Below are 21,347 nucleotides of genomic sequence, written 5' to 3' on the forward strand. Positions count from 1 at the left end.
TACCGGTTCAGCCGGCCAGCCGGGCCAGCTCCTCGTCCACGATGGACGGGTCGAGCTTGCGGAACACCGGCTTGGGCGCGGCGAGCGCCCGGCCCACCACCAGGGGTACGGACTCCCAGCGCGCGCCCTGCGTGTAGTCGCCGGTCAGCACCGGGTACCCGGGACCGCCGTCGAGGTCCTCGACCTCCATGATCGACGGCATCGGCGCGTGTACGCCGGTGCCGCCGAGCAGCTCGTGGACCCGCTGCGCGGAGTGCGGCAGGAACGGGGTGAGCAGCGTGTTGGCGTCGCTAACCACCTGGAGGGCGACGTGCAGGATGGTGCCCATCCGGGGCTTGTCGGCCTCGTCCTTGAGCTTCCACGGGGCCTGCTCGGAGAGGTACCTGTTGGCCTCGGCGACCACCTTCATCGCCTCACCGATCGCCTGCTTCTGCCGGTGCCGGCCGATCAGGTCGCCCACCGTCGTGAAGCCGGCCCGGGCGGTGGCGAGCAGCGCCTCGTCGGCCTCGGTGAGCCCGGCCGGGTCGACCGGCGGGATCGCGCCGAAGTTCTTCGCCGCCATCGAGATGGACCGGTTGACCAGGTTGCCCCAGCCCGCGACCAGCTCGTCGTTGTTGCGGCGGAGGAACTCGGCCCAGGTGAAGTCGGTGTCGTTGCTCTCCGGACCGGCCGCGGCGATGAAGTAGCGCAGCGCGTCGGCGTCGTAGCGCTCCAGGAAGTCGCGGACGTAGATGACCACCCGGCGGGACGAGGAGAACTTCCGCCCCTCCATGGTGAGGTATTCGCTGGAGACCACCTCGGTGGGCAGGTTCAGCCGGCCCAGCTCGCCCGGCTCGCCGTCGCGCGACCCCTCGCCGGAGTAGCCGGCCAGCAGCGCCGGCCAGATCACCGAGTGGAAGACGATGTTGTCCTTGCCCATGAAGTAGTACGTCCGGGCGTCCTTGCCCTCCCCGTCGGTGGACCACCACCTGCGCCACGCCTCCGGGTCGCCGGAGCGGCGGGCCCACTCGATCGAGGCGGACAGGTAGCCGATCACCGCGTCGAACCAGACGTAGATCCGCTTGTCGGACCGGTCGCGCCAGCCGTCCAGCGGGATCGGCACACCCCACTCGAGGTCCCGGGTGATCGCCCGGGGCTGCAGGTCGTCGAGGAGGTTCCGGGAGAAGCGGAGCACGTTGGGCCGCCAGCCCTCCCGGCCGTCGAGCCACTGCCGCAGCACGTCGGCGAGGGCGGGCAGGTCCAGGAAGAAGTGCTCGGTCTCCACGAACTCCGGCGTCTCGCCGTTGATCTTGGACTTCGGGTTGATCAGGTCGATCGGGTCGAGCTGGTTGCCGCAGTTGTCGCACTGGTCGCCGCGCGCGCTGCCGTAGCCGCAGATCGGGCAGGTGCCCTCGATGTAACGGTCGGGCAGGGTGCGGCCGGTGGACGGGGAGATCGCGCCCATGGTGGTCTTGGGCACGATGTAGCCGTTGCGGTACATCCCCTCGAACAGCTCCTGCACCACGGCGTAGTGGTTGCGGGTGGTGGTGCGGGTGAACAGGTCGTAGGAGAGGCCGAGCCCGTGCAGGTCCTCGACGATCACCCGGTTGTACCGGTCGGCCAGCTCGCGGGGGGTGACCCCCTCGGCGTCGGCCTGCACCTGGATGGGGGTGCCGTGCTCGTCGGTGCCGGAGACCATGAGCACGTCGTGGCCGGCCATCCGCATGTACCGGCTGAAGACGTCGGAGGGAACGCCGAAACCGGAGACGTGGCCGATGTGGCGCGGGCCGTTGGCGTACGGCCAGGCAACCGCCGCGAGAACGTGACTCATGACCAGCAAGCCTAGTGACCCGCTACGGCAAGCCGCGAACCAATAGGGGTGCCGGGGGCGTCGCCGGGTCGGCGGACCGGTGGAACCCCCTCGGCTTTTGGTCCGATTTGTCGCCGACACGCGGCTGAGCTGCCCGATCCTCCCCCGGCTCCGGTGTGCAATGAACGTCGTGACTGGCAGACGAGCGGCCCGGAAGCAGGACGACCGCCCTTCGGGGGCGACGGTCGCCGAGAGTTCCGACCCGCCCGACACGGCGGGCGGCGGGGCGACCCCGGACGGCTCGACAGCCGGTGCGGGGACGTCAGCGGGCGGCGGCCCAAGCACCGGCGGCTCGGAGCCCGCCGACGCCCGCCCGGGTGATCCGCCCCGTGCCCGGTCGGGCCGGGCGGCGACGGTCGCCCCACAGCCCCGCCCGGTGCCCGGCGCCGACGCCGCACCGCCGGCCCGGTCAGCCGCACCGCCGGCCCGGCCACCGGCACCGCCGGCCCAGGCGGGCGCACCGTCGGACCGGCCAGCCGCACCGGCGCAGCCGAAGATCTCGAAGCGGGCCACGCGCGCGGCGCGGGCCACCACCACACCGGCCCAGGCCACCACCACAGCGGCGCAGACCACCACCGCACCGGCGCAGGCCGGCGCGCCGCCGGCCGGTGCGCCGCCGGCCGGTGCGCCCGGGCCGGGCCCGTCGGTGCCGACCCCCGCGCCACCGCCGCCGAGCCCGACCCGCCCTCGCCCGATGCCCACCCCGATCCGGCCCGGTCCGCCGCGCGCCGGCCCGGCGCCCACCGACGTTGGCCCGACGCCCACCGACGTTGGCCCGGCTCCGGCGCCCGCCGAGAGCGACCCGGCCCCGACCGAGGGCACCCGGGCGGGCGGGCCGGACCGGTCCGACCCGGCGCGCCCGCACCAGCGGGGGGCATCCCGGCGGGCCCGGGCACCGCAGACCACGGCCGACCAGCCCGAGGCCTCGGTCGAGCTGGAACCGACCACCGGGGCGCCGGTGGACGCGGTGCCGCGCCGGGTGCCGGTACGACAGCCGAAGCGCTGGCGGCGGGTCGCCCGAACGGGGGCGAGCGGCGCGCCGGACGACGCCGACTCAGCGGACTGGGCACCGATCGAGGAGGTGCACTGGGACGGCACCCCGATCCGGGAGGAGACGCGCCAGCCGGACCGGGAGACCCGGGACGGCCGGGTCCGGCGCCGGCGGACCAGAGCCGCGATCCATCCGCCCGACCCGCTGCGCGGCCTCGCCGTGCTGCTGGCGCTGAGCCTGCTCGCCGCCTTCTTCGCCTGGGTCAGCGCCGGCCCGCTCTGGGTCGCGGTGGGCCACAGCACGAGCGGCACGGTGGTGATCGGCGACTGCACCGGCGGCGGGCTCACCCAGCGCTGCCGCGGAATCTTCGCCGCCGAGGCCGGGCGCTTCGTCGCGCACGGGGTACGGGTCAGCGGGGTGCCGGCCGAGCGGACCGCGACCGGCACGACGCTGCCGGCCAGGATGACCGGGCCGCACGGCGGGACCGCCTACGTCGACACCGGGATCGCCCGGCACCTGCGCTGGGTGCTCGGTCTGCTGGCGGTGGCCGGCTGCGGCGCCGGGATCGCCCGGTGGACCGGTTCCACGATGCTGACCGGGCGACGGGCCCGGCGCTGGGCGATCGGCGTCTCCTTCGCCGGGCCCGGACTGATCGCGCTGGGCTTCCTCGTCGCCGCCTGGTGACCCGGGAGCCCGCTCAGCTGTGCACGACGGCGTAGACGTCCCGCCGGCGCAGGCCGTAGCTGGTGGCGACGTCACTGATCGCATCGCGGCGGGAGAGCCCGGCGGCCTCCCGGTCGGCCACCGCGGCGCGCAGCGTGTCGTCGTCGGGGCGCTCCGGCGGAGTCGCCAGGGCGCCCGCCACCACCAGCGTGATCTCACCCCGGGGCTCGCCCTCGGCAGCCCACCGGGCCAGCTCGCCGAGCGGACGGCGGAGCACCTCCTCGTACGTCTTGGTGAGCTCACGGCAGAGCGCGGCCGGCCGGTCGGCGCCGAACGCGTCGGCCAGGTCGGCCAGCGCCGCGGTGACCCGGTGCGGCGCCTCGAAGAGGACCAGGGTGCGCTCCTCGGCGGCGAGAGCCCGCAGCCGGGACCGCCGGGCGCCGGGCGAGCGGGGCAGGAACCCCTCGAAGCAGAACCGGTCGCAGGGCAGCCCGGAGAGGGCGAGGGCGGTGGTGACGGCGCTCGGGCCGGGTGCCGCCGTGACCGGTGCCCCGACGTCGAGCGCGGCCCGGACCAGCCGGTAGCCCGGGTCGGAGACGCTCGGCATGCCGCCGTCGGTCACCAGCGCGACGAGGTAGCCGGCCTGGATCACCTCGACCAGCTCCGGGGTGCGCCGCTCCTCGTTGCCCTCGAAGTACGAGACGATCCGGCCGGGGATGGTGACGTCGAGGTCCCGGGCCAGCCGGGTCAGCCGGCGGGTGTCCTCGGCGGCGACCACGTCGGCGGTGGCCAAAACCTCCCGGAATCGGGCGGAGGCGTCGGCCGGGTTGCCGAGCGGCGCGCCGAGCAGGACCAGTCGCCCGACATCCGACATATCACCCACAGGTTGTGCTCCTGAATCTTCAGCGGTTCCGGTATCGGAGACGACGGGCGCCACCGGCCACCTTCGCAGCCTACGATCGCCGGGTGACGAGTGCGTCGACAGCGCAGAGCGCGAGCGCGGGCCAGGCGGGGCCGGACGGGTCGGCCGACGAAGGGTCGGCCGAGGCGAGCGCCGCCGTGCCCCCGGGCGGCGGCAGCGGGATGCCCGGCGTCATCCGTCGGCGGCTGGCCACCGTCGAGGCCCGCCTCGACGGGTGGTCGTGGCTGGCCACCGGCGCGGTGGTGCTGATCGCCGGCATCCTGCGCTTCGTCGGCCTCTCCGGCCCCGGCGGCAAGATCTTCGACGAGGTCTACTACGCCCGCGACGCGTACGGCCTGATCGACCGCGGCGTCGAGTGGAACTACAAGGACGGCAACGCGTCGTACGTGGTGCACCCGCCGCTGGGCAAGTGGCTCATCGGGCTCGGCGAGTGGGCCTTCGGCTACCAGGACGCCGAGGGCCGCATCTCGGTGCCGGGGCACCTGGTCACCACCGCGCCGGAGTTCGGCTGGCGGTTCTCGGCGGCCGTCGTGGGCACCCTCTCGGTGCTCCTGCTGGTACGCATCGGCCGACGGCTGTTCCGCTCCACCGCGCTCGGGTGCGCCGCCGGCCTGCTGCTCGCCCTGGACGGGTTCCACCTGGTGCTCTCCCGCACGGCGCTGCTCGACATCTTCCTGCTCTTCTTCGTGCTGGCGGCGTTCGGCGCGCTGGTGCTCGACCGGGACGCGCGACGCCGGCGCTGGGCGCGGGCGCTGGACGCCGGGCTGGATCCGGCCCAGCCGGGCCGGGCCGGGCGGCCGGCGGGCGGCTGGCGGAGCTGGCCGTGGTGGCGGCTGGCCGCCGGGGTGCTGCTCGGTTGTGCCTGCGCGGTGAAGTGGAGCGCGCTCTACTTCGTGCCGGCGTTCGCGCTGCTGGTGCTCTTCTGGGAGGTCGGGGTGCGCCGGTCGGCCGGGGTACGCCGGCCGTGGCGGGACACCCTGCTCGACGAGACGGCGTGGCTGGTGGCGGCCGGTGGGTTGCTGCTGGTCACCTACGTCGCCACCTGGTCCGGCTGGCTGCTCGGCGACGAGGGCTACTACCGGCTCGCCACGAACTACCCCGGCGCCCCGCTCAGCGACGCCCCGGTCATCGGGCCGCTGATCAACCTGTTCGAGTACCACAAGGCGGCCTACGGCTTCCACACCGGGCTGGAGACCCCGCACAAGTACCAGTCCTGGCCGTGGCAGTGGCTGCTGCTCGGCCGCCCGGTGGCGTTCTACTGGACCGGCGAGGGCGCCTGCGGGGCGCCGAGCTGCGCCTCGGAGATCCTCCTGCTGGGCACGCCGCTGCTCTGGTGGTCGTTCCTGCCGGCCCTGGTGGGGCTGGCCTGGCTCGGCGCGGCCCGGCGCGACTGGCGGGCCGGGGCGATCCTGCTCAGCGTGGCGGCCGGTCTGCTGCCCTGGTTCTGGTTCGCCCTGGACGGCCGGACGATGTTCTCCTTCTACGCCGCCCCGGCGCTGCCCTTCCTGGTGCTGGCGGTGGTCTACGTGCTCGGCGCGATCGTCTCCCCCGCGCCGGCCGCCGGCACCGGCGAGGCCCGGGCGCCCGCCACCGGTGACACCGGCTACGACCGCCGCCTGATCGGCGGTGTGGTGGCGGGCGCGTACGTGCTGCTGGTCGCGCTCTGCTTCGCGTACTTCTATCCGATCTTCGTCGGACAGCTGCTGCCGTACGCGGACTGGTCGGCGCGGATGTGGCTGGACGGCCGCTGGATCTGATCCGCGCGACGGCGCCGGACGGCGGCCGTCGGGGAGCGGCGGGAAAACGACAGCGGGCCCGCACGTTTGCACGTGCGGGCCCGGTCGACATAGGTGCGCGCCCCGATCGCCTGCCACGGGGGAAGCGGGCGATTGGGGCGCGCAAGAGAAGCTTAACCACCGCGCACCACCGGCACAACGGGTCGACTTGGGTCAGATTTCTGACCGATGCCCGCCCGATAACCCGGCAGATCCGGCAGTTGACCCACGGTTACCGGTTACCGGCCTCACACCGTCCCGACTGGACGCTGCAGGACACCGATCCGCCGGCTGACCCGACCTAGGATCAGGTGACGGCCGAGCATGGGAGGTGCGCGAATGCAGCTGCTCGACCGGGTCCGCGCGAGCTGCCTGGCCCTGCCGGAGGTCACCGAACGGCCCAGCCACGGCTCGCCGACGTGGTTCGTCGGGGCAAAGAGCGTCTTCGTCACGCTGCACGCCGACGGCCACCACCGGAACGGCTTCGCGCACCTCTGGTGCGCAGCGCCGCCGGGCGCGCAGGAGGAGCTGATCCTCGCCGACCCCGCCCGGTTCTTCCGGCCGCCCTACGTGGGCTCTCGCGGCTGGCTGGGCGTACGGCTCGACGGCGAGGTGGACTGGGCCGAGATCGACGAGTTGTGCCGGGACGCGTACCGCGAAGTGGCCCGAAACGGCTGGCGGCCCTGCTCGACGCCGAGCCGCCCCGACCCGCCGGCTGAGCGGCACGCGCCGCGGCACCAGCCCGCCGATTTGAGGAAGCAGGCCATCGGCCGCGGGTGATCGACCGCGGGTGATCGGCCGGCCGACCCCGATGATCATCCTAAGTGGATCACTCCTACACTTCGCCGGTGATCAACTCAAGACGATCCGGCACCGTCCTCGCCGGACTGGTGCTGGTCTCCGCGCTGCTCGGGCCGGCGCCCGCCGCGGCCGACGAGCCGACACCCCCCGAACCACCCCGGGTCGAGCTGGTGCTCGACGTCAGTGGCTCGATGCGGGCCCGGGACATCGACGGCCGCAGCCGGATCTCCGTCGCCCAGCAGGCCTTCAACGAGGTCGTCGACGCGCTGCCGGCGGAGACCCAGCTCGGCATCCGGGTGCTCGGCGCGACCTACCGGGGCAAGGACAAGAAGGTCGGCTGCCAGGACACCCAGCAGATCGTGCCGGTGGGCCCGGTCGACCGGACCGAGGCGAAGGCGGCGGTGGCCACCCTGCGGCCGACCGGATTCACCCCGGTCGGGCTCGCCCTGCGCGCCGCCGCCCAGGACCTCGGCACCGGCGCCACCGCCCGGCGGATCGTGCTGATCACCGACGGCGAGGACACCTGCGCCCCGCCGGACCCGTGCGACGTTGCCCGCGAACTGGCCGCCCAGGGCACCCGGCTGGTGGTCGACACGCTGGGGCTGGCCCCCGACGAGAAGGTACGGCGACAGCTGCTCTGCATCGCCGGCGCGACCGGCGGCACCTACACGGCGGCCCAGAGCACCGAGGAGCTGACCGACCGGATCAAGCAGTTGGTCGAGCGGGCCGGCGAGACGTACACCCGGACGCCGACGGCCGTCGGCGGCGGCACCGGTTGCCCGGGCGCGCCGCTGCTCGGCCCCGGCGTCTACACCGACCGGGAGATGTTCTCCGAGCACCGCTGGTACCGGGTGCCGGTACGGCCCGGTCAGGAGCTGCGCGCCTCGGTCAGCGTGGCGCTGGACCGCCCGGTCAACCGGGACTACGGCGTCCTGCTGCGGGCGGTCGCCGAGGACGGCCGCGAGCTGGTCCGGGGCGCGGACGCCGGCAGCGGACGGGCCGACGTCATCTCCGCCGGGCTGCGCTGGTCCGGTGACGACCCCGACGAGCGCGAACCCGACGAGCGCGACGGCGCCGACGCCGACCAGTCGCCGCCGGCGACCACGGTCTGCCTGGTGGTCAGCAACTCGTTCGCACCCCGCCCGGGCACCGGGGTGAACCCGGGAATGCCGGTCGAGCTGACCGTCGACGTGGTGGCCGCCGCGCCGGACCCACGGGGACCGGACCTCGGCCGGGGTTGGGTGCTGCTGGCGCTGCTGACCGTGGCCGGCCTGCTCACCGGCCTGGTGACCGGGCTGCTCACCCGCTGGTGGGTGGCCACGTGGAGGGAGAAGTGAGCGTGCGTACCGCATTGATCCGGTCGCTGGCGGCCCTGGTGGCCGCCGCCGGTCCCGCGCTGCTGCCCACCGCGGCGCTCGCCGACCCGAGCACCCCGCCCACCCCGTCACCCGGGGCCACGACGGTGACCCGGGCGGGCACCTCGTTCCTCACCGCCACCGCCATCACCGCCGGCCAGCCGGTCCGGGTCGCCGCCTCCACCGGCGACCACCTCTACTGGTCCTTCCCGGCCACCGCCGGGCAGGTGCACGACATCACCGCCGCCGTGGCCTTCCCCAGGAACCGCAGCGGCGCCGCCACCTGGACCCTCGACGTCTTCGACGGGCTGCGTCGCCGGCAGGCGTGCACGGCCGGGGCGCAGACGCCGACCGTCGACGCCACGGCCGCCCGGGTGGCGCTCGGCTGCACGCTGCGCGAGGTACGGCCGTGGGCCGAGCCCTGGTCGGCCGACCCGCTGCCCGGCACCTACTTCGTCCGGCTCTCGGTCGTCGACGTGCCGGAACCGGATCTCGGCGCGCCGATCGAGGTGGAGCTGCTGATCAGTGCCGACGGCGACGGTGGCGCCCCGGCCGACGACGGCGAACTGGCGGCGCCGCTGGTGCCGAACACCCAGGCCGGGGCGGTGCTGACCGACGACGCGCTCGCCGCCCCCGCCGACGACGCGGCCGAGGAGAGCGGCGGGCTGGACGAGCTGCTGCCGGCCCTCGGTTCGCGGTGGATCTGGACCACCGCCGGCGGCATCCTGGCGGCGGTGGCCGGGGTGGTCGGCTTCGCGCTGACCCGCCGACCCCGGCGCGGCTGAGCACAGGGGTGGTCGGCGTCGACCGGGCGCCGACCACCCGGCCGGAGCCGTGGACCACCGCGGCGATCAGGCGTTGCGCGGACCTCGGGGCAGCCAACCGATGAACCGGTCCTGAAGGGACGTCACCGGTGCGGCGCGCAGGTCCTCGGTGGCGGCGGCGAGGCAGGAGCCCAGGTAGACGCTGAGCATCGCGCGGTCCCCGTACTCCTGCAGAAGCCGGCTGCGCCGCGTCGCGCACGGCCACTCGTCGCCGCAGGAGCCACAGCTCCAGCCCGGCGGCACTGGGGCATGTTCGTCGCTGCGCGGGCTGGACGGATCCGCACCACCGGTCATCGCACTCCCTCTCCGGTTCCTCACAGGGGCGGGCGACTGCCCGGGCCCGGATCGACCGCCATCGCGGCCGATCACCGCCGCAACAGCGCTACGGAACCATCCGCCGTTACATCGTTGCGGTATTTTCGGCATTCGTGGCAGTCAGAAACCTGACGATTGACCCGGCGCCGGCCCGGCGGGCTCGGCGGCCCCTGCGGAACCGCGGGGTCGGCGATGCGTGACCTGCTGCCGCCCGAGGTCGCGGTTGCCGTTGCCGGTCCTCACGACTGGAACGGGCAACTGCTCGCGGCGGAGCTGGCCTGTCTCAGTGAGCGGGCGGTGGAGAGCCGGCGGCGGGACTTCACCGCCGGGCGCGTCTGCGCCCGGCGGGCGATGGCCACGCTCGGGCTCCCGCCGGCGCCCGTGCCCTCGGCCGACGACCGGGCGCCCGTCTGGCCGGCCGGCGTGGTCGGCACCATCACCCACACCCGCGGATACTGTGCGGCCGCCGCGGCCCGCAGCACCGCCGTGCGCTCGGTCGGAATGGACGCCGAGCAGCACCGACCGCTCAACCCGGGGGTACGCCGGATGATCTGCCTGCCCGAGGAGGAGGAGCGGCTGGCCGCGCTGCCGGCCGGCATCTCCTGGGCGGCAGTGCTGTTCAGCGCGAAGGAGACGGTCTACAAGGTCTGGCACCCGGTGGTCGGCACCTGGCTGGACTTCGCCGACGCCCTGGTGGCGCTCGACCCGGACGCCGGCACGTTCACCGCCCGGATCGCACCGGCCCGGGTCGACGCCGCGCCGGTCGACGCTCCACCGAGGACGGTGAGCGGCCGGTTCGTGGTGGCGGACGGTCTGGTCCGCACTGCCGCCGTGCTCCCGCAGCCCTGACCGTCACCGTCCGGGGGCGCGAGGCCGGCCACGCGGGGGACAGACCGGGCCGCCGGCTCACGGTAGCGTCGGCGAATTGCCGACCCGCCCACGTCATCGAGGAGTACGGTGAGCCACCCCGAGCCGCCCGCCGGGCCGCACGACCCCGACCAGCCGCAGCCGGAGCCGCCCACCGAGGCGTTCCCGACGGCCCCGATGTCGCCGGTACCGGGCGAGCCGGCAACCGTGCCGCACCCGCCGGTTCCCGGTGGCCCGCAACCACCGGCGCCGGGCGAGCCCGGGTCGGCGCCCACGCTCCCCCAGCAGCCGGTCTCCGCCGCGCCCCAGGCGGGCGGGGAACCGTGGTCCGCACCGACCGTGTCCCCGATGCCGCCGACGGAACCGTGGGCGCCGCACCCGCCGATGCCGGCCGCCCCGGCCGAGCCGTGGACCCCACCGACCGCGGCAATGCCGCCGGTTTCCGGTGCGCCCCAGCAGCCGTACCCGACCGCGCCCTATCCCCCGGTGTCCGGCGTCCCGCAGCCGACCACCCCGTTCCCGGCGGCGCCCGGTGCTCCGCAGCAGCCATACCCGCCGGTTACCGGAGTACCGCAGCAGCCCTACCCGCCGGTTTCCGGTGCAGGGCAGCAGCCCTACCCGGGCACGCCCTACCCGCCGGTGCCCGGCGCGCCGCAACAGCCGTACCCCGGCGGCGGCTACCCGCCCAGCGCGCCGCTGCCGCCCCCCGGCGTCGGCTACCCGCCCGGCGCGCTGCCGGCCACCGCGCCCGCGAAGTCCCGGAAGACCCTGCTGATCGTCGTCGTGGCCGTGGCCGTGCTGGCCCTGCTCTGCTGCGTCGGCGGCATCGTCGCGGTGCTCATCGGCGCGAACCGGGCGGCGGACGACGTGGCCGACGCGCTGCCCACCCCCGGGGTGACCAGCGGCGTGGGTGACCGCCAGAGCGGCCGGCCGTCCGCCGCCGCCCCGTCCACCGGCGAGACCCGCAACATGGCCGCCGGGGAGACCCTGGTGATGGCGGACGACGACGGCACCATCGAGATCACCGTGACCACGTTCCGGACCTCGACCAAGGCGTGCGAGTCGTTCGCGCTGGACCCGGAGGAGGGCATGTACCTGATCGCGGAGGTGACCGCGGTGGTCACCAAGGGAACGGGTTCGGTCAACCCGCTCTTCTTCCAGTGGGTGGCCGCGGACGGCACCGAGACGAACGCGATCGCCGGGGCCTTCTCCGGCTGCGGCAAGCCGCTCCCGGCAGGCAACCTCTCCGCCGGGAGCGAGCGGAGCGGCACGGTCGTCTTCGACGTGCCCGACAAGGACGGCGCGTTGGAGTACCTGCACCGCTTCGAGCCGGCGGGCTCCTGGCGGCCGTAGCACCGACCGGTGGGTGGGCGGTCACACCACGCAGAACTTGTTGCCCTCCGCCGATCAGGACCAGCCGCCTCGGCGCGCCAGGCCGGATGCGTGGCCGATTCCGATATTCTTGCCCGAATCGGGCAGGTCCCTCGCGGAAGACGAAGTGGGGAGCGGTATGCGAAAGCTGGTGGTCTACACGCTGCTGTCCCTCGACGGCGTCGCGGAGTCCCCCGATCGCTACCTCTTCAATTTTGACGAGGAGATGTACGCCAACCTCAGCCGGGTCATCGACGCCCAGGACACCGTGCTGCTCGGCCGCCGAATGTACGACGAGTGGGCCCCCTACTGGACGACCTCGACCGACGAGCCGTTCGCCAGCTTCATCAACGGCGTCCGGAAGTACGTCATCACGTCGACCGAGCCGACGCAGCCGTGGGCCAACACCACCGTCGTCAGCGGCCCGCTCACACCATTCGTCCAGGATCTCAAGGCGCGGCCCGGCCGCGACATCGGCGTCCACGGCAGCATCCAGCTCGCCCGTTCCCTGTTCGACGCGAATCTCGTGGACGAGCTGCGGCTCCTGATCGCCCCGGCGGTCGCCGGGGCCGGCCGGAAGCTCTTCAGCGACGACACCAGCCTGCGCAAGCTGAGCCTGCTGCGCGCCGCCAAGACCTCATCGGGTGGCCTGCTCGTCGACTACGAGGTGCTGAACCCGGCGTAGCGGCGGAAGCCTTACACATCCTCGGCAGGGCCGGGCATCGATGGCTACGGTCGTGGATGCCGAGTTTCCCGACCGCTCGAGGAGTGATCGCATGCCCGCCTCCCCCTCCCGCCTCTTCTCGGAGATAGCAACGGCGCAACGGCCGACCGAGGCCAGAGTGGTCATGCGTCGTGCGGTGGTGCTCGGCGGCAGCGTCGCCGGCCTGATGGCGGCGCGGGTGCTCAGCGACCACGCCGAGGAAGTGCTGATCATCGAGCGGGACCCGTCCGATGTGGATGCCGGGCCTCGGCCGGGAGTGCCGCAGGGCAGCCAGGTGCACGCCCTCCTGCCGGCCGGCCAGATCCAGTTGGAGCGGTGGTTTCCCGGCATCGTCGACGAGGCGTTGGCGCTCGGCGCCCCGCCGCCGAGCGAGGAGGTGCCGGCGAAGATCTTCGTGAACGGCGTACTCGGGCTGCCACCGGCACCGGCCACCACCGGCCCGATGCTGATCACCACGCGACCGTTCCTGGAGGCGCTGGTCCGGCGGCGGACCCTCGCCGTCGACAACATCCGGATCGCGTACGGCCGGGCGGACGGCCTCGTCTTCGCCGACCGGCGGGTCACCGGCGCGCGGTACGTGCCCGAGGGCGGTACCGAGCCGGTCGTGGAAGCGGCGGACCTGGTGGTCGACGCGATGGGGCGGTCCAGCCGGTTGAGCGACTGGCTCGCCGACAACGGGTGGCCACGCCCACCCATGCAGCGGATGCCGATCAAACTGAACTACGCGACCGCGCTCTTCAAGCGGGACGAGAAGGTCAGCGATACGTGGGTGGTGGTCTACCACACCATGGCCGGCAAGGGCCGTACCGCGCGGATCGGCGGGATCAACTCGGTCGAGGGCGACCGCTGGATCATGCTGGTCGCCGGTTACGACGACGACCGGCCCAGCCGCGACGTCGCCGACTTCACGGCCCGCTGCCGGGAGCACTATCCGCAGATGTTCGGCGACATCGCCGAGCGCGGGGAGATGCTCGGCGGGGTGGTCACGTACCACCAGGCCGACAGTCGACGCCGCGACTTCCACCGGCTCGACCGGCTGCCCGCCGGGCTGGTCGCCGCCGGGGACGCGATCGCCTCGTTCAATCCGGTGTACGGCCAGGGTATGACCTCCGCGACCCTGCACGCGTCCTGCCTCTCCGCGTACCTGCGGTCGGGCCCGAAGCTGCACGACGAGCCGGCGTGGGCGTACTTCGACCAGGTCCGGGTGATCGTCGACGCTGCCTGGCAGATCTCCACCTCCGCCGACATCGAGCTGCCGCACGTCGGCGGGCCGTATCCGCGCGGGTACCGGGTCACCAAGTGGTTCGGTGATCTGGTCTTCCGGGCGTCGCTGACCGATCAGGTGCTCAGCGACCGACTCAGCCGGGTGACCACCATGGTCGACCACCCGGCGACGCTCAGCCGGCCCGGCACCCTGCTGCGGGCGCTCCGGCTCGGCCTGCTCCGGGGCAGGGGTGCCCCGACACGACCGGAAGACCGCCCCTAGCCTCGGGCGCGGGAGTGCTGGTGACCGCGGGCCGGTCACGGCTGCCGGCTGGTGACCGCGGGCCGGTCACGGCCGCCGGCTGGTCACGGCCGCGGGCCGTCGGTTTCCGCGTTCGCGCTGAGGCGGTCCCGGATCAGCCCGATCACGGTGTCAGCGGTCCGGTCGAGGTGACTGCGGCCATCGGGTAGCCGCGCCCCCGGGCTGACGTAGCTGAGCGGACCGACGTGGGTGGCCGGATCGAGCCGGTGCACCGTGATCTTTCCTTCGCGGTCCGCCCGGTTCCATCCGCTGCGGCGGAACAGCCGCCACCGCTGCGGAAACATCACGGTGCCGACCCGCTCGATCCAGTCGCCGGCACTGGTGAGCTGGGAGAGGTGCTGGGCGTGGGTGACGTCGTTGGCCCCGTTGTGGAACCCGCCGAGCGTGATCACCCAGAGCGGCGGGCGCAACTGGGCCCACAGTTCGTTCACCGCGCCGGTGGCGACCTGGGCGCCGCCGCTGTAGGAGAGCAGTACCACCGGGATACCGCTGTCCGGCTGGTAGCCGGCGAGCCGGAGCTGAGCGGCGATCTGCGAGCCGACGGCGCGGTTGTAGAGGGGACGGTACCGACGGTCGGCGGCGACGAAGATCTGCACCACGTTGTGCAGGAACAGCACCAGCCCGATCCGGCGGCGCAGCCAGATCCACACCGGCCGGTTGGCGAGCGGGTCGGCCAGCGGCGAGTAGGGCTGCACCTGACCCAGCACCCTGAGCTCCGGCGCCTTGGCGATCAGGGACTTGACCAGTCGCCCACCGTCGCGGGTGTCGTGGAAGCGGCGTTTACCGATGCCGTCCAGATAGACCAAATAGGCGTCCGGAGGGCGGTCCGGGTCCGCGCCCCGGGCGTACGGCATGCCCGTCGGGAGTTCCGTGGTGGGAGTCCGCCAGCCCGCGGCATAGGCCAGCACCTCGTAGCGGGCGAGCAGAGCTTCCGCGAGCAGGACCGGTCCGAGCCCGCCGAGCAGCAGCAGGAGCGCAAACTCGATCATGCGCGTCGCTCCGGCGCTCTTCTCGTGTTGAGCCGCACGACCAGGCGGCGGACGCCCTCGACGGCAACGCCCAGCCCGACTCCCGCCACGGCTACGCAGCCAGCGGCCTGCCACCAACCGAGTCCGGCCACCGTGGCGAGTTCAGCGGTGAGGCCGGCCCCCACCCCCACCATGAGCACCAGATGCAGCAGCGGCCCGAGCAGCGGGAACGCGAGGACAGCGGCGAGCAGCAGCGGGGCGGCCAGGCCTGGCGTCCAGGCCAGCGCGGCTCCGTCGGACGCCGAGGCGGGCAGCACCAGCTCGGCAAGGGTCCACGCGGACAGTGGCCAGAGCGCGAACACCGCGCCGTCGACGATCGCGCCGGCCAGCATCAGCCCGACCACCCGGGCGCGCGACGCGCCGGAGAGCCGTGCCACCACGGGCAGGAGACGGCCGGCGGCCTCGGACAGCCCGGCGAGCAGCAGCAGAACGGTGACGAAGGGGGACATCGGTCAGTCCTGCGGTGGCTGGTCGGCAGAGACCGGCTGGGTGACCGGCCGGGTCTGCTGCACATGGCGCTCGAGTTCGTCGGCGGCGCGCGAATAGCCGCCCGCCTCACGCTGGGCGACCCGCAGGGCGTCCGCACCGGCCCGGAACCGGGGCTCGTCGAGCAGGCGCTGGGCGAGGCCGCGTACGACCTCCACGTTGACGTCCTCGGTGCGGATCGAGAGGCCGGCATCGAGTTCGACGACCCGGGACGCCACCAACGACTGGTCGGCGCCCTGCGGGATCACCAGCATCGGGACGCCGGCGTACAGGGCCTCGTTGACGCTGTTCACCCCGCCGTGCGTGATGAAGAGCGCTGCGCGGGCCAGCACCTCCGGCTGGGGTACGGAGCGGTGGGCGATCACGTTGGCCGGCAGCGCGCCGAGCGCGGCGGGATCGGTGTGTCCGGTCGAGACGATCACGGTGCCACCCAGCGGGGCGAGCGCCTCGGCGAAGCTGCGCAGCAGCCGCGGGCCGGCTTCGAACACCGTGCCCAGCGAGGCGTACAGTACCGGGTCCCGCAGCTGGTCGACCGGGAACGACGAGTCGACCGGTCGGGCGCCGATGCTCGCTCCGACGAACCGGTAGGACCGGTCGAAGCTGTCGGCCGCGGGGTGGAACGCCCGCGAGGTGTAGACCAGGTTGAGCGGCTGACGGATGTTCGCCAGGTCGACCAGGGGCAGCGCGCCCGTGTCGTACCGGCGGCGCAGCTCCCAGCGCGACCTCAGGTACGCCACGGTGTGGCGGGGCAGGGCCGCCGCCGCGGCGAGCAGTTCCCAGGAACCGTGGGTGGGGCTGCGCACCTGTCGGTTGAACGCGAACGTGGTGAACGACGACGCAGCCGGCACGTCGAGTTCGCTGCCGGCCACCGGCCCCCACGGGCAGAGGGAGTCGTGCACGATCAGATCGGGCCGGGTGCCGCGCAGGTCGTCGAGGACGCCGGGCAGCACGCGTACGGCGGTGCGCACCAGCTGAGTCAGCAGCGTGACCGGTGTCGGCGGGCCGGCGAGCGGCAGGTCGTCGCCGGAGTAGCGGAGCACGCGCGCGCCGGTGGCCGCGACCTCGTCGGCGTACGCGGGCGCCGCGTGGTAGGTCACGGCGTGACCGCGGCGAACCAGCTCGGCCACGACCGGCAGCGTCGGATTGATGTGGCCGTGCATGCCGATGTTGAGGAAGGCGAACGCGCTCATCGGCCGATCCCAGGCGGGGAAGGAGTCAGCGCCCGGCACCCTGTAGCGATCATGTTCCGCCTTCCTCACCCCGACGCAGCTTCGCGTCCGTCCGCGCCTGTTACGGCAGCCGTCCAGGGATCTTGGTGGGGGCCGACAAGCGCAGCGCAGCCACCGCGTGGGCTCTGTGTTTGGACAACAGTCGCCTGTTGCGGTGGCCGCTGGTCACAGCGTAGACGTTGCCGGTTCGCAGCACCTCGCGGACCAGGCGCAACCACCCAGCCGTCGTTCGCAGGGTCGACGCTGCCGACCCCTGCTGCACAAAATCGAAAAAGGCCGTTCCCGACGAGCGGAAACGGCCTTTGACCTGGGGTGGAGCTGAGGGGATTTGAACCCCTGACCCCCTCGATGCGAACGAGGTGCGCTACCAGTCTGCGCCACAGCCCCTCCACCGGCGAACCGGCTTCGGTCCCACCCGGCTTTCACCGGGCGGGCCGGCGACAAGGCTAACAGGTCGGCTCCCTCCACCGCGAATCAGCCCCGGCGGGGCGCGCCGATGATCGACTCGGGCTCCGTGAAGGCGGCGTATCCACGCAGGCGGGACAGCCCGACTTCCAGGAACCCGGGCGGGCCGCCCGGACTCACCGCCCGGGACCGGGGCAAGCGGGGACCAGGGAACGGACAAAACGCCCGAGCGTCAGGCGGTGTGGGAGCCGGGGCCGGTCTGGTAGGGGCGGCCGCGGAGGCCGCCGGACCGCCGGTAGGAGACGGAGCCGCCGTTCGCCACGGCGGGCAGGTCGGCGGGGCGGTCCAGGCCCATCGCCGCGCGGCGTACCACCTCGCGCTGGGCCGCCAGCCGGCGCTGCGCCTCCCGGCGAGCCGCCGCCCGGCGGGCCTGCTCCCGCCGGACCTCGGCCTGCCGGGCGGCCAGCCAGGCCGCCTCGCGGGCCCGCGCCCGCCGGCGCCGGCGATCCGCCACCGCACGCTGCCGCAGGTGTACGACGTACGCGACGAGCAGCGTGCCGGTAACCGAGACGCTGATCCAGAACCCGGGACCGACCACGATCACGCCGACCAGCTCGACGACGTTGAGCAGCAGTAGTGCGGCGAGCACCCGGCGGCGGCGGTAGATGGCCGGAGTGTGCGGCCGGCGCGGCGGCGGGCGGCGGCGGGCGCGGCGCTGGGAGGGCGGCACCGCGCGCAGCCGGCCCGATCGGCGGCCGGCGGCGGGTGGACCGGAGACCGGCGCACCCGGACTCCCCGTAGCCGGGTCTTCACTGAGCGTGACGACAAGGGAGCGAGGCGGGTGGACCGGCCGGCGTCCCGGCACGGTACGACGCCGACGGTGGCGCTGCAGCACCCGCGCCGTCGACTGCGCCCGCTCCGCCACCAGCCGCTCGGTGGCGTCGTACCGGCGGACGAGCGCCGGAGCGAGGGCGAGCAGGCCGGCGGCGGCGAGGACGGCGAGGAGCACCGAGGTCGGCACCCTCACCCCTCCCGTCACCAAATTCGGAGCAACCGTCGCCCGGCCGCAGGATCTTCCACCGATCGGCGTCGACCGCGTGGATCATGCGGGCGTGCAGCGCTTGCCACAGCTTGCAGTTACTTGAGGTTACGGGCGAGCGTCCGGGATGCCGGCACGCCGCGCCGATCCCGTCCGTGGGACGGTTCACCTCGCCCCGGCGCGCACCCGGTGCCAGCGGGCCAGCAGCCCGCCCTCCGCGGCGACCTCCTCGCTGGTCATCGCGTATCCGATGTGGTCCCGCCACGCACCGTCAATGTGCATGTAGCGCACGTGGTACGCCTCCTCGCGGAACCCGAGCTTCTCCACCACCCGACGGGACGGCCGGTTCTCCGGCCGGATGTTCACCTCCACCCGGTGCAGCCCGCCAGGCCCGAAGGCGTGGTCGACGGCGAGCGCCAGCGCGGTCGGGATCACCCCACGCCCGGCCACCCGGTGGTCCACCCAGTAGCCCACGTATCCGGAGCAGAACGCCCGCCGCACGATGCTGCCCACGTTGAGGTGGCCGACCAGTCGCTCGCGCCCCTCCTCGTGCAGGCAGACGGCGAACGGCATCCCCTCACCGCTACGCGCGGAGCGGCGCTGGTCCCGCTGGACCCAGCGGAACGCGGCCGGCGAGTTCAACTGGTCCCACTCCCCGGGCATCGACGATTCCCACGGCGCCAGCCAGCTCTCGTTGGCCCGCCGCACCTCCGACCAGGCGGCCGCGTCGGAGCGCCGGTACGGCCGCAGCACCACCGGACCGTCGACCAGGACCGCCGGCCAGCCGGGGGCCCGTCCGGTTCCGAAGAGGCTCACGGGCCGGACCCTACGCCCGCGACGCCCGGGCGCGCACCCTTCCGCCACCCGGCCGGACCGTCGACCCGATCACCGCGGCGGCGCTTCGCTCGCAAGCTCACTGCTCGCGCTCACCGACGACGGTCGAGCAGCAGGACGTCCACCGTGGAGCCGGCCGCGGCGGTGGTGACCCGCTCGCCGAGGACCAGCAGGCCGTTCGCCTCGGCCAGCCCGGAGAGGGTGAACGGCCCACCACTCAGCGGCTGGACGGTGTATCCGCCGCCGCGCCGCTCGGCGACGTGTGCCGGCCGGAACTCGCGCAGCCCGACCGGGGACGACACGGTCTCCAGCAGGTGCGCGCGGACGCTGGGCCGGAACACCGGCTCGGCCCCGGCCAGCAGCTGGATCGCCGGTCGAGCCAGCACCTCGAAGCCGATCAGCGCCGCACCGGGTTCACCGGGCAGGCAGACCACCGGCACCTCCTCGGCACCGACCGTGCCGAAGCCGAGCGCGGTGCCCGGGTAGAGCGCCACCTCGGTGAAGGTGACCGGCCCGGCCCGGCCGCCCTCCCGGCGGGAGAGGATCCGGCGGACCATGTCGCCCGGGCCGGTGCCGGTACCACCGGTGGTGATGATCAGATCGGCGCTCAGGGTCTGGTCCTCCAGCAGCCCGCGCAGCCCCTCCGGGTCGTCGTCGCAGATCCCGACCCGGTAGGCCAGGGCGCCGGCCTCGGCCGCCGCCGCGGTCAGCGCGTGCGAATTCGCGTCCACCACCTGGCCGGGCTGACTGCCCCGGCCCACATCCACCAGCTCGTCGCCGGTGGCCACGATGACCACCCGCGGGCTGGGCCGCACCACCACGTGGCCGATGCCGGTGGCGGCGAAGACCGCGACCAGCGCCGGGGAGACGTACGTGCCGGCGCGGGCGAGCAGCGTGCCCGCGGGCAGTTCCTCGCCGGCGCGGCGCAGGCCGTACCCCCGCTTGGGGGTCCGGTAGATCTCCACCGCGGCCATGCCCTGGTCGGTCCACTCCACCGGGACCACCACGTCGGCGGCGACCGGCAGCGGCGCCCCGGCGGCCACCGAGAAGCACGAGCCGGGGGTGAGCCGGACCGGTCGCCAGCTCGCCGCGCCCAGGTCACCGACCACGTTGAGCCGGACGGCCCGCCCGCCGGCGGCCCGCCCGGCACCCGCGAGGTCCTCCCAGCGGGCCGCGTACCCGTCGACGGCGGCCTGGTCGAAGGCCGGGAAGGCGTGCGGCGCGACGACGTCCTCGGCGAGGACGTTGCCGTGCGCCTGGGTGAGGTCGAGGTCGAGCGGAGGCAGCGCGCGTAACCTGCGCAGCACGCTGCCCAGGTAGTCGGCGAGCGGCGTCAACTCGTTCGCGGCCGCCTCGGCGTCGGCCGTCGCTGTCATGTACCAGATCCACCCGACGCGTCGGAGTTGACGAAGTCGGCCAGCCACTTGCGGAACTCGGTGCCGAGGTCCTCCCGCTCGGCGGCGATCTGCACCACCGTCTGCAGGTAGCCCAGCGGCATGCCGGTGTCGTAGCGGGTGCCCCGGTAGACGATCGCGTGCACGGGGGTGCCCTCGGCGCGCAGCAGCTCCATCGCGTCGGTCAGCTGGATCTCACCGCCACTGCCCGGCTCGGTACGCCGGATCGCGTCGAAGATCTTCGCCGGCAGCACATAGCGACCGAGCACGGCCAGGTTGCTCGGCGCGTCCTCCGGCTTGGGCTTCTCCACCATGCCGGTGACCTTGACGACCTCGCCGATGTCGGTGAGCTCCCCCTCGGCCGGCTCGACGGAGGCGATCCCGTACCGCTTGGTCTCGGCCGGGTCGACCTCGAAGAAGGCCAGCACCACGCCGCCGGTGCGGGCCTGGAGTTCCAGCATCGCCGGTAGCAGCGGCTGGTCGAGCTTCACGAACTCGTCGCCGAGCAGCACCGCGAAGGGCTGCTCGCCGACGTGCGACTCCGCGTACCCGACGGCGTGGCCGAGGCCGAGCTGCTCAGGCTGCCGGCAGGTGTAGATCTCGGCCAGCTCGCTGGGCCGGCGCACCGCGGCGAGAGTCTTCTCGTCGCCCTTCTCCTCCAACCGGGCCTCCAAGTCGGGGCGGCGGTCGAAGTGATCCACCATCGAGGTCTTACCCCGCCCGGTGATCAGCAGAACATCGTTGATACCGGCCTGCGTGGCCTCCTCGACGATGTACTGCAGCACCGGCCGGTCGACCACCGGCAGCAGCTCCTTGGGCACCGCCTTCGTCGCGGGCAGGAACCGGGTGGCCAGACCGGCGGCCGGGATGACGGCCTTGACCGCACGGGCACGGCCGGTTGCGGCAGCCGTGGTTGAGGGGCTCGCTGAGTGCTCCGACATGCCGCGAGA

General features: G+C 73.9%; 19 protein-coding genes and 1 tRNA gene. 9 read left to right on the top strand and 11 right to left on the bottom strand.

Going from position 1 to position 21,347, the window contains the following annotated elements:
• Window positions 1-7: 7 nt before the first annotated feature.
• Window positions 8-1,810 (bottom strand): methionine--tRNA ligase, encoded by a 1,803-nt coding sequence (gene metG, locus ACIBBA_RS19875; RefSeq protein ID WP_396699099.1) that lies wholly within the window; start codon window positions 1,808-1,810, stop codon window positions 8-10.
• A 415-nt stretch (window positions 1,811-2,225) separates the two neighbouring features.
• Here metG and ACIBBA_RS19880 point away from each other — a divergent pair, with 415 nt between their 5' ends.
• Window positions 2,226-3,524: a hypothetical protein gene (locus ACIBBA_RS19880; RefSeq protein ID WP_396699101.1), complete on the top strand. Its 1,299-nt coding sequence runs from the start codon at window positions 2,226-2,228 to the stop codon at window positions 3,522-3,524.
• A 13-nt stretch (window positions 3,525-3,537) separates the two neighbouring features.
• Here the strand turns inward: ACIBBA_RS19880 and rsmI are convergent, their stop codons facing one another.
• Window positions 3,538-4,377 (bottom strand): 16S rRNA (cytidine(1402)-2'-O)-methyltransferase, encoded by an 840-nt coding sequence (rsmI, locus tag ACIBBA_RS19885; protein ID WP_396699170.1) that lies wholly within the window; start codon window positions 4,375-4,377, stop codon window positions 3,538-3,540.
• A gap of 92 nt (window positions 4,378-4,469) precedes the next feature.
• Between rsmI and ACIBBA_RS19890 the strand changes: the two genes are divergently transcribed.
• The 4 genes from ACIBBA_RS19890 to ACIBBA_RS19905 all read left to right on the top strand — a co-directional run bounded on the left by ACIBBA_RS19890 (window position 4,470) and on the right by ACIBBA_RS19905 (window position 9,141).
• Entirely contained in the window at window positions 4,470-6,182 is a 1,713-nt protein-coding gene (locus tag ACIBBA_RS19890) for a dolichyl-phosphate-mannose--protein mannosyltransferase (RefSeq protein ID WP_396699103.1), read from the top strand.
• A 357-nt stretch (window positions 6,183-6,539) separates the two neighbouring features.
• Entirely contained in the window at window positions 6,540-6,980 is a 441-nt protein-coding gene (locus ACIBBA_RS19895; RefSeq protein WP_396699105.1) for an MmcQ/YjbR family DNA-binding protein, read from the top strand.
• A gap of 68 nt (window positions 6,981-7,048) precedes the next feature.
• Window positions 7,049-8,338: a VWA domain-containing protein gene (locus ACIBBA_RS19900; protein ID WP_396699107.1), complete on the top strand. Its 1,290-nt coding sequence runs from the start codon at window positions 7,049-7,051 to the stop codon at window positions 8,336-8,338.
• Window positions 8,339-8,340: 2 nt separating this feature from the next.
• Entirely contained in the window at window positions 8,341-9,141 is an 801-nt protein-coding gene (locus ACIBBA_RS19905; protein ID WP_396699109.1) for a peptidase, read from the top strand.
• A gap of 66 nt (window positions 9,142-9,207) precedes the next feature.
• Here the strand turns inward: ACIBBA_RS19905 and ACIBBA_RS19910 are convergent, their stop codons facing one another.
• Window positions 9,208-9,474, bottom strand: coding sequence for a hypothetical protein (locus tag ACIBBA_RS19910; RefSeq protein WP_350867522.1), 267 nt, complete (start codon window positions 9,472-9,474; stop codon window positions 9,208-9,210).
• Between the two features lie 213 nt (window positions 9,475-9,687).
• On the opposite strand from ACIBBA_RS19910, the gene ACIBBA_RS19915 reads away from it, so the two are divergent.
• The 4 genes from ACIBBA_RS19915 to ACIBBA_RS19930 all read left to right on the top strand — a co-directional run bounded on the left by ACIBBA_RS19915 (window position 9,688) and on the right by ACIBBA_RS19930 (window position 13,943).
• Complete coding sequence (locus ACIBBA_RS19915) at window positions 9,688-10,344, top strand: 4'-phosphopantetheinyl transferase (protein ID WP_396699111.1); 657 nt, start codon at window positions 9,688-9,690, stop codon at window positions 10,342-10,344.
• Between the two features lie 108 nt (window positions 10,345-10,452).
• The gene (locus ACIBBA_RS19920) at window positions 10,453-11,715 is read left to right on the top strand and encodes a DUF4352 domain-containing protein (RefSeq protein WP_396699113.1); all 1,263 of its coding nucleotides are present in this window, start codon (window positions 10,453-10,455) and stop codon (window positions 11,713-11,715) included.
• Between the two features lie 157 nt (window positions 11,716-11,872).
• The gene (locus tag ACIBBA_RS19925) at window positions 11,873-12,418 is read left to right on the top strand and encodes a dihydrofolate reductase family protein (RefSeq protein WP_396699115.1); all 546 of its coding nucleotides are present in this window, start codon (window positions 11,873-11,875) and stop codon (window positions 12,416-12,418) included.
• Window positions 12,419-12,509: 91 nt separating this feature from the next.
• Window positions 12,510-13,943 (top strand): FAD-dependent oxidoreductase, encoded by a 1,434-nt coding sequence (locus tag ACIBBA_RS19930; RefSeq protein WP_396699117.1) that lies wholly within the window; start codon window positions 12,510-12,512, stop codon window positions 13,941-13,943.
• A gap of 83 nt (window positions 13,944-14,026) precedes the next feature.
• On the opposite strand, the gene ACIBBA_RS19935 is transcribed toward ACIBBA_RS19930, so the two are convergent.
• From ACIBBA_RS19935 to ACIBBA_RS19970, 8 genes are all read right to left on the bottom strand, one after another.
• Window positions 14,027-14,971 carry a hypothetical protein gene (locus ACIBBA_RS19935; protein ID WP_396699119.1) on the bottom strand — a complete coding sequence of 315 codons (945 nt, stop codon included), beginning with the start codon at window positions 14,969-14,971 and terminating at the stop codon, window positions 14,027-14,029.
• Window positions 14,968-15,459: a hypothetical protein gene (locus tag ACIBBA_RS19940; RefSeq protein ID WP_396699121.1), complete on the bottom strand. Its 492-nt coding sequence runs from the start codon at window positions 15,457-15,459 to the stop codon at window positions 14,968-14,970. The genes ACIBBA_RS19935 and ACIBBA_RS19940 overlap by 4 nt, the downstream gene beginning before the upstream one ends.
• A 3-nt stretch (window positions 15,460-15,462) precedes the next feature.
• Window positions 15,463-16,686, bottom strand: coding sequence for a macrolide family glycosyltransferase (locus ACIBBA_RS19945; protein ID WP_396699123.1), 1,224 nt, complete (start codon window positions 16,684-16,686; stop codon window positions 15,463-15,465).
• A 352-nt stretch (window positions 16,687-17,038) separates the two neighbouring features.
• A tRNA-Ala gene (locus tag ACIBBA_RS19950) sits at window positions 17,039-17,112 on the bottom strand.
• A 250-nt stretch (window positions 17,113-17,362) separates the two neighbouring features.
• Window positions 17,363-18,157, bottom strand: a complete 795-nt coding sequence (locus tag ACIBBA_RS19955; RefSeq protein WP_396699125.1) for a hypothetical protein — start codon at window positions 18,155-18,157, stop codon at window positions 17,363-17,365.
• Between the two features lie 177 nt (window positions 18,158-18,334).
• A complete protein-coding gene (locus ACIBBA_RS19960) occupies window positions 18,335-18,985 on the bottom strand; it encodes a GNAT family N-acetyltransferase (protein WP_396699127.1) in 651 nt (216 codons plus the stop codon).
• 110 nt (window positions 18,986-19,095) lie between these two features.
• Complete coding sequence (gene glp / locus ACIBBA_RS19965; protein WP_396699129.1) at window positions 19,096-20,379, bottom strand: gephyrin-like molybdotransferase Glp; 1,284 nt, start codon at window positions 20,377-20,379, stop codon at window positions 19,096-19,098.
• Window positions 20,376-21,338, bottom strand: coding sequence for a UTP--glucose-1-phosphate uridylyltransferase (locus tag ACIBBA_RS19970; protein WP_396699131.1), 963 nt, complete (start codon window positions 21,336-21,338; stop codon window positions 20,376-20,378). Before ACIBBA_RS19970 ends, glp begins: the two co-directional genes overlap by 4 nt.
• Between the last annotated feature and the right edge of the window lie 9 nt (window positions 21,339-21,347).

This window comes from Micromonospora sp. NPDC051006 (assembly GCF_044456245.1).
Taxonomy (GTDB): domain Bacteria; phylum Actinomycetota; class Actinomycetes; order Mycobacteriales; family Micromonosporaceae; genus Micromonospora.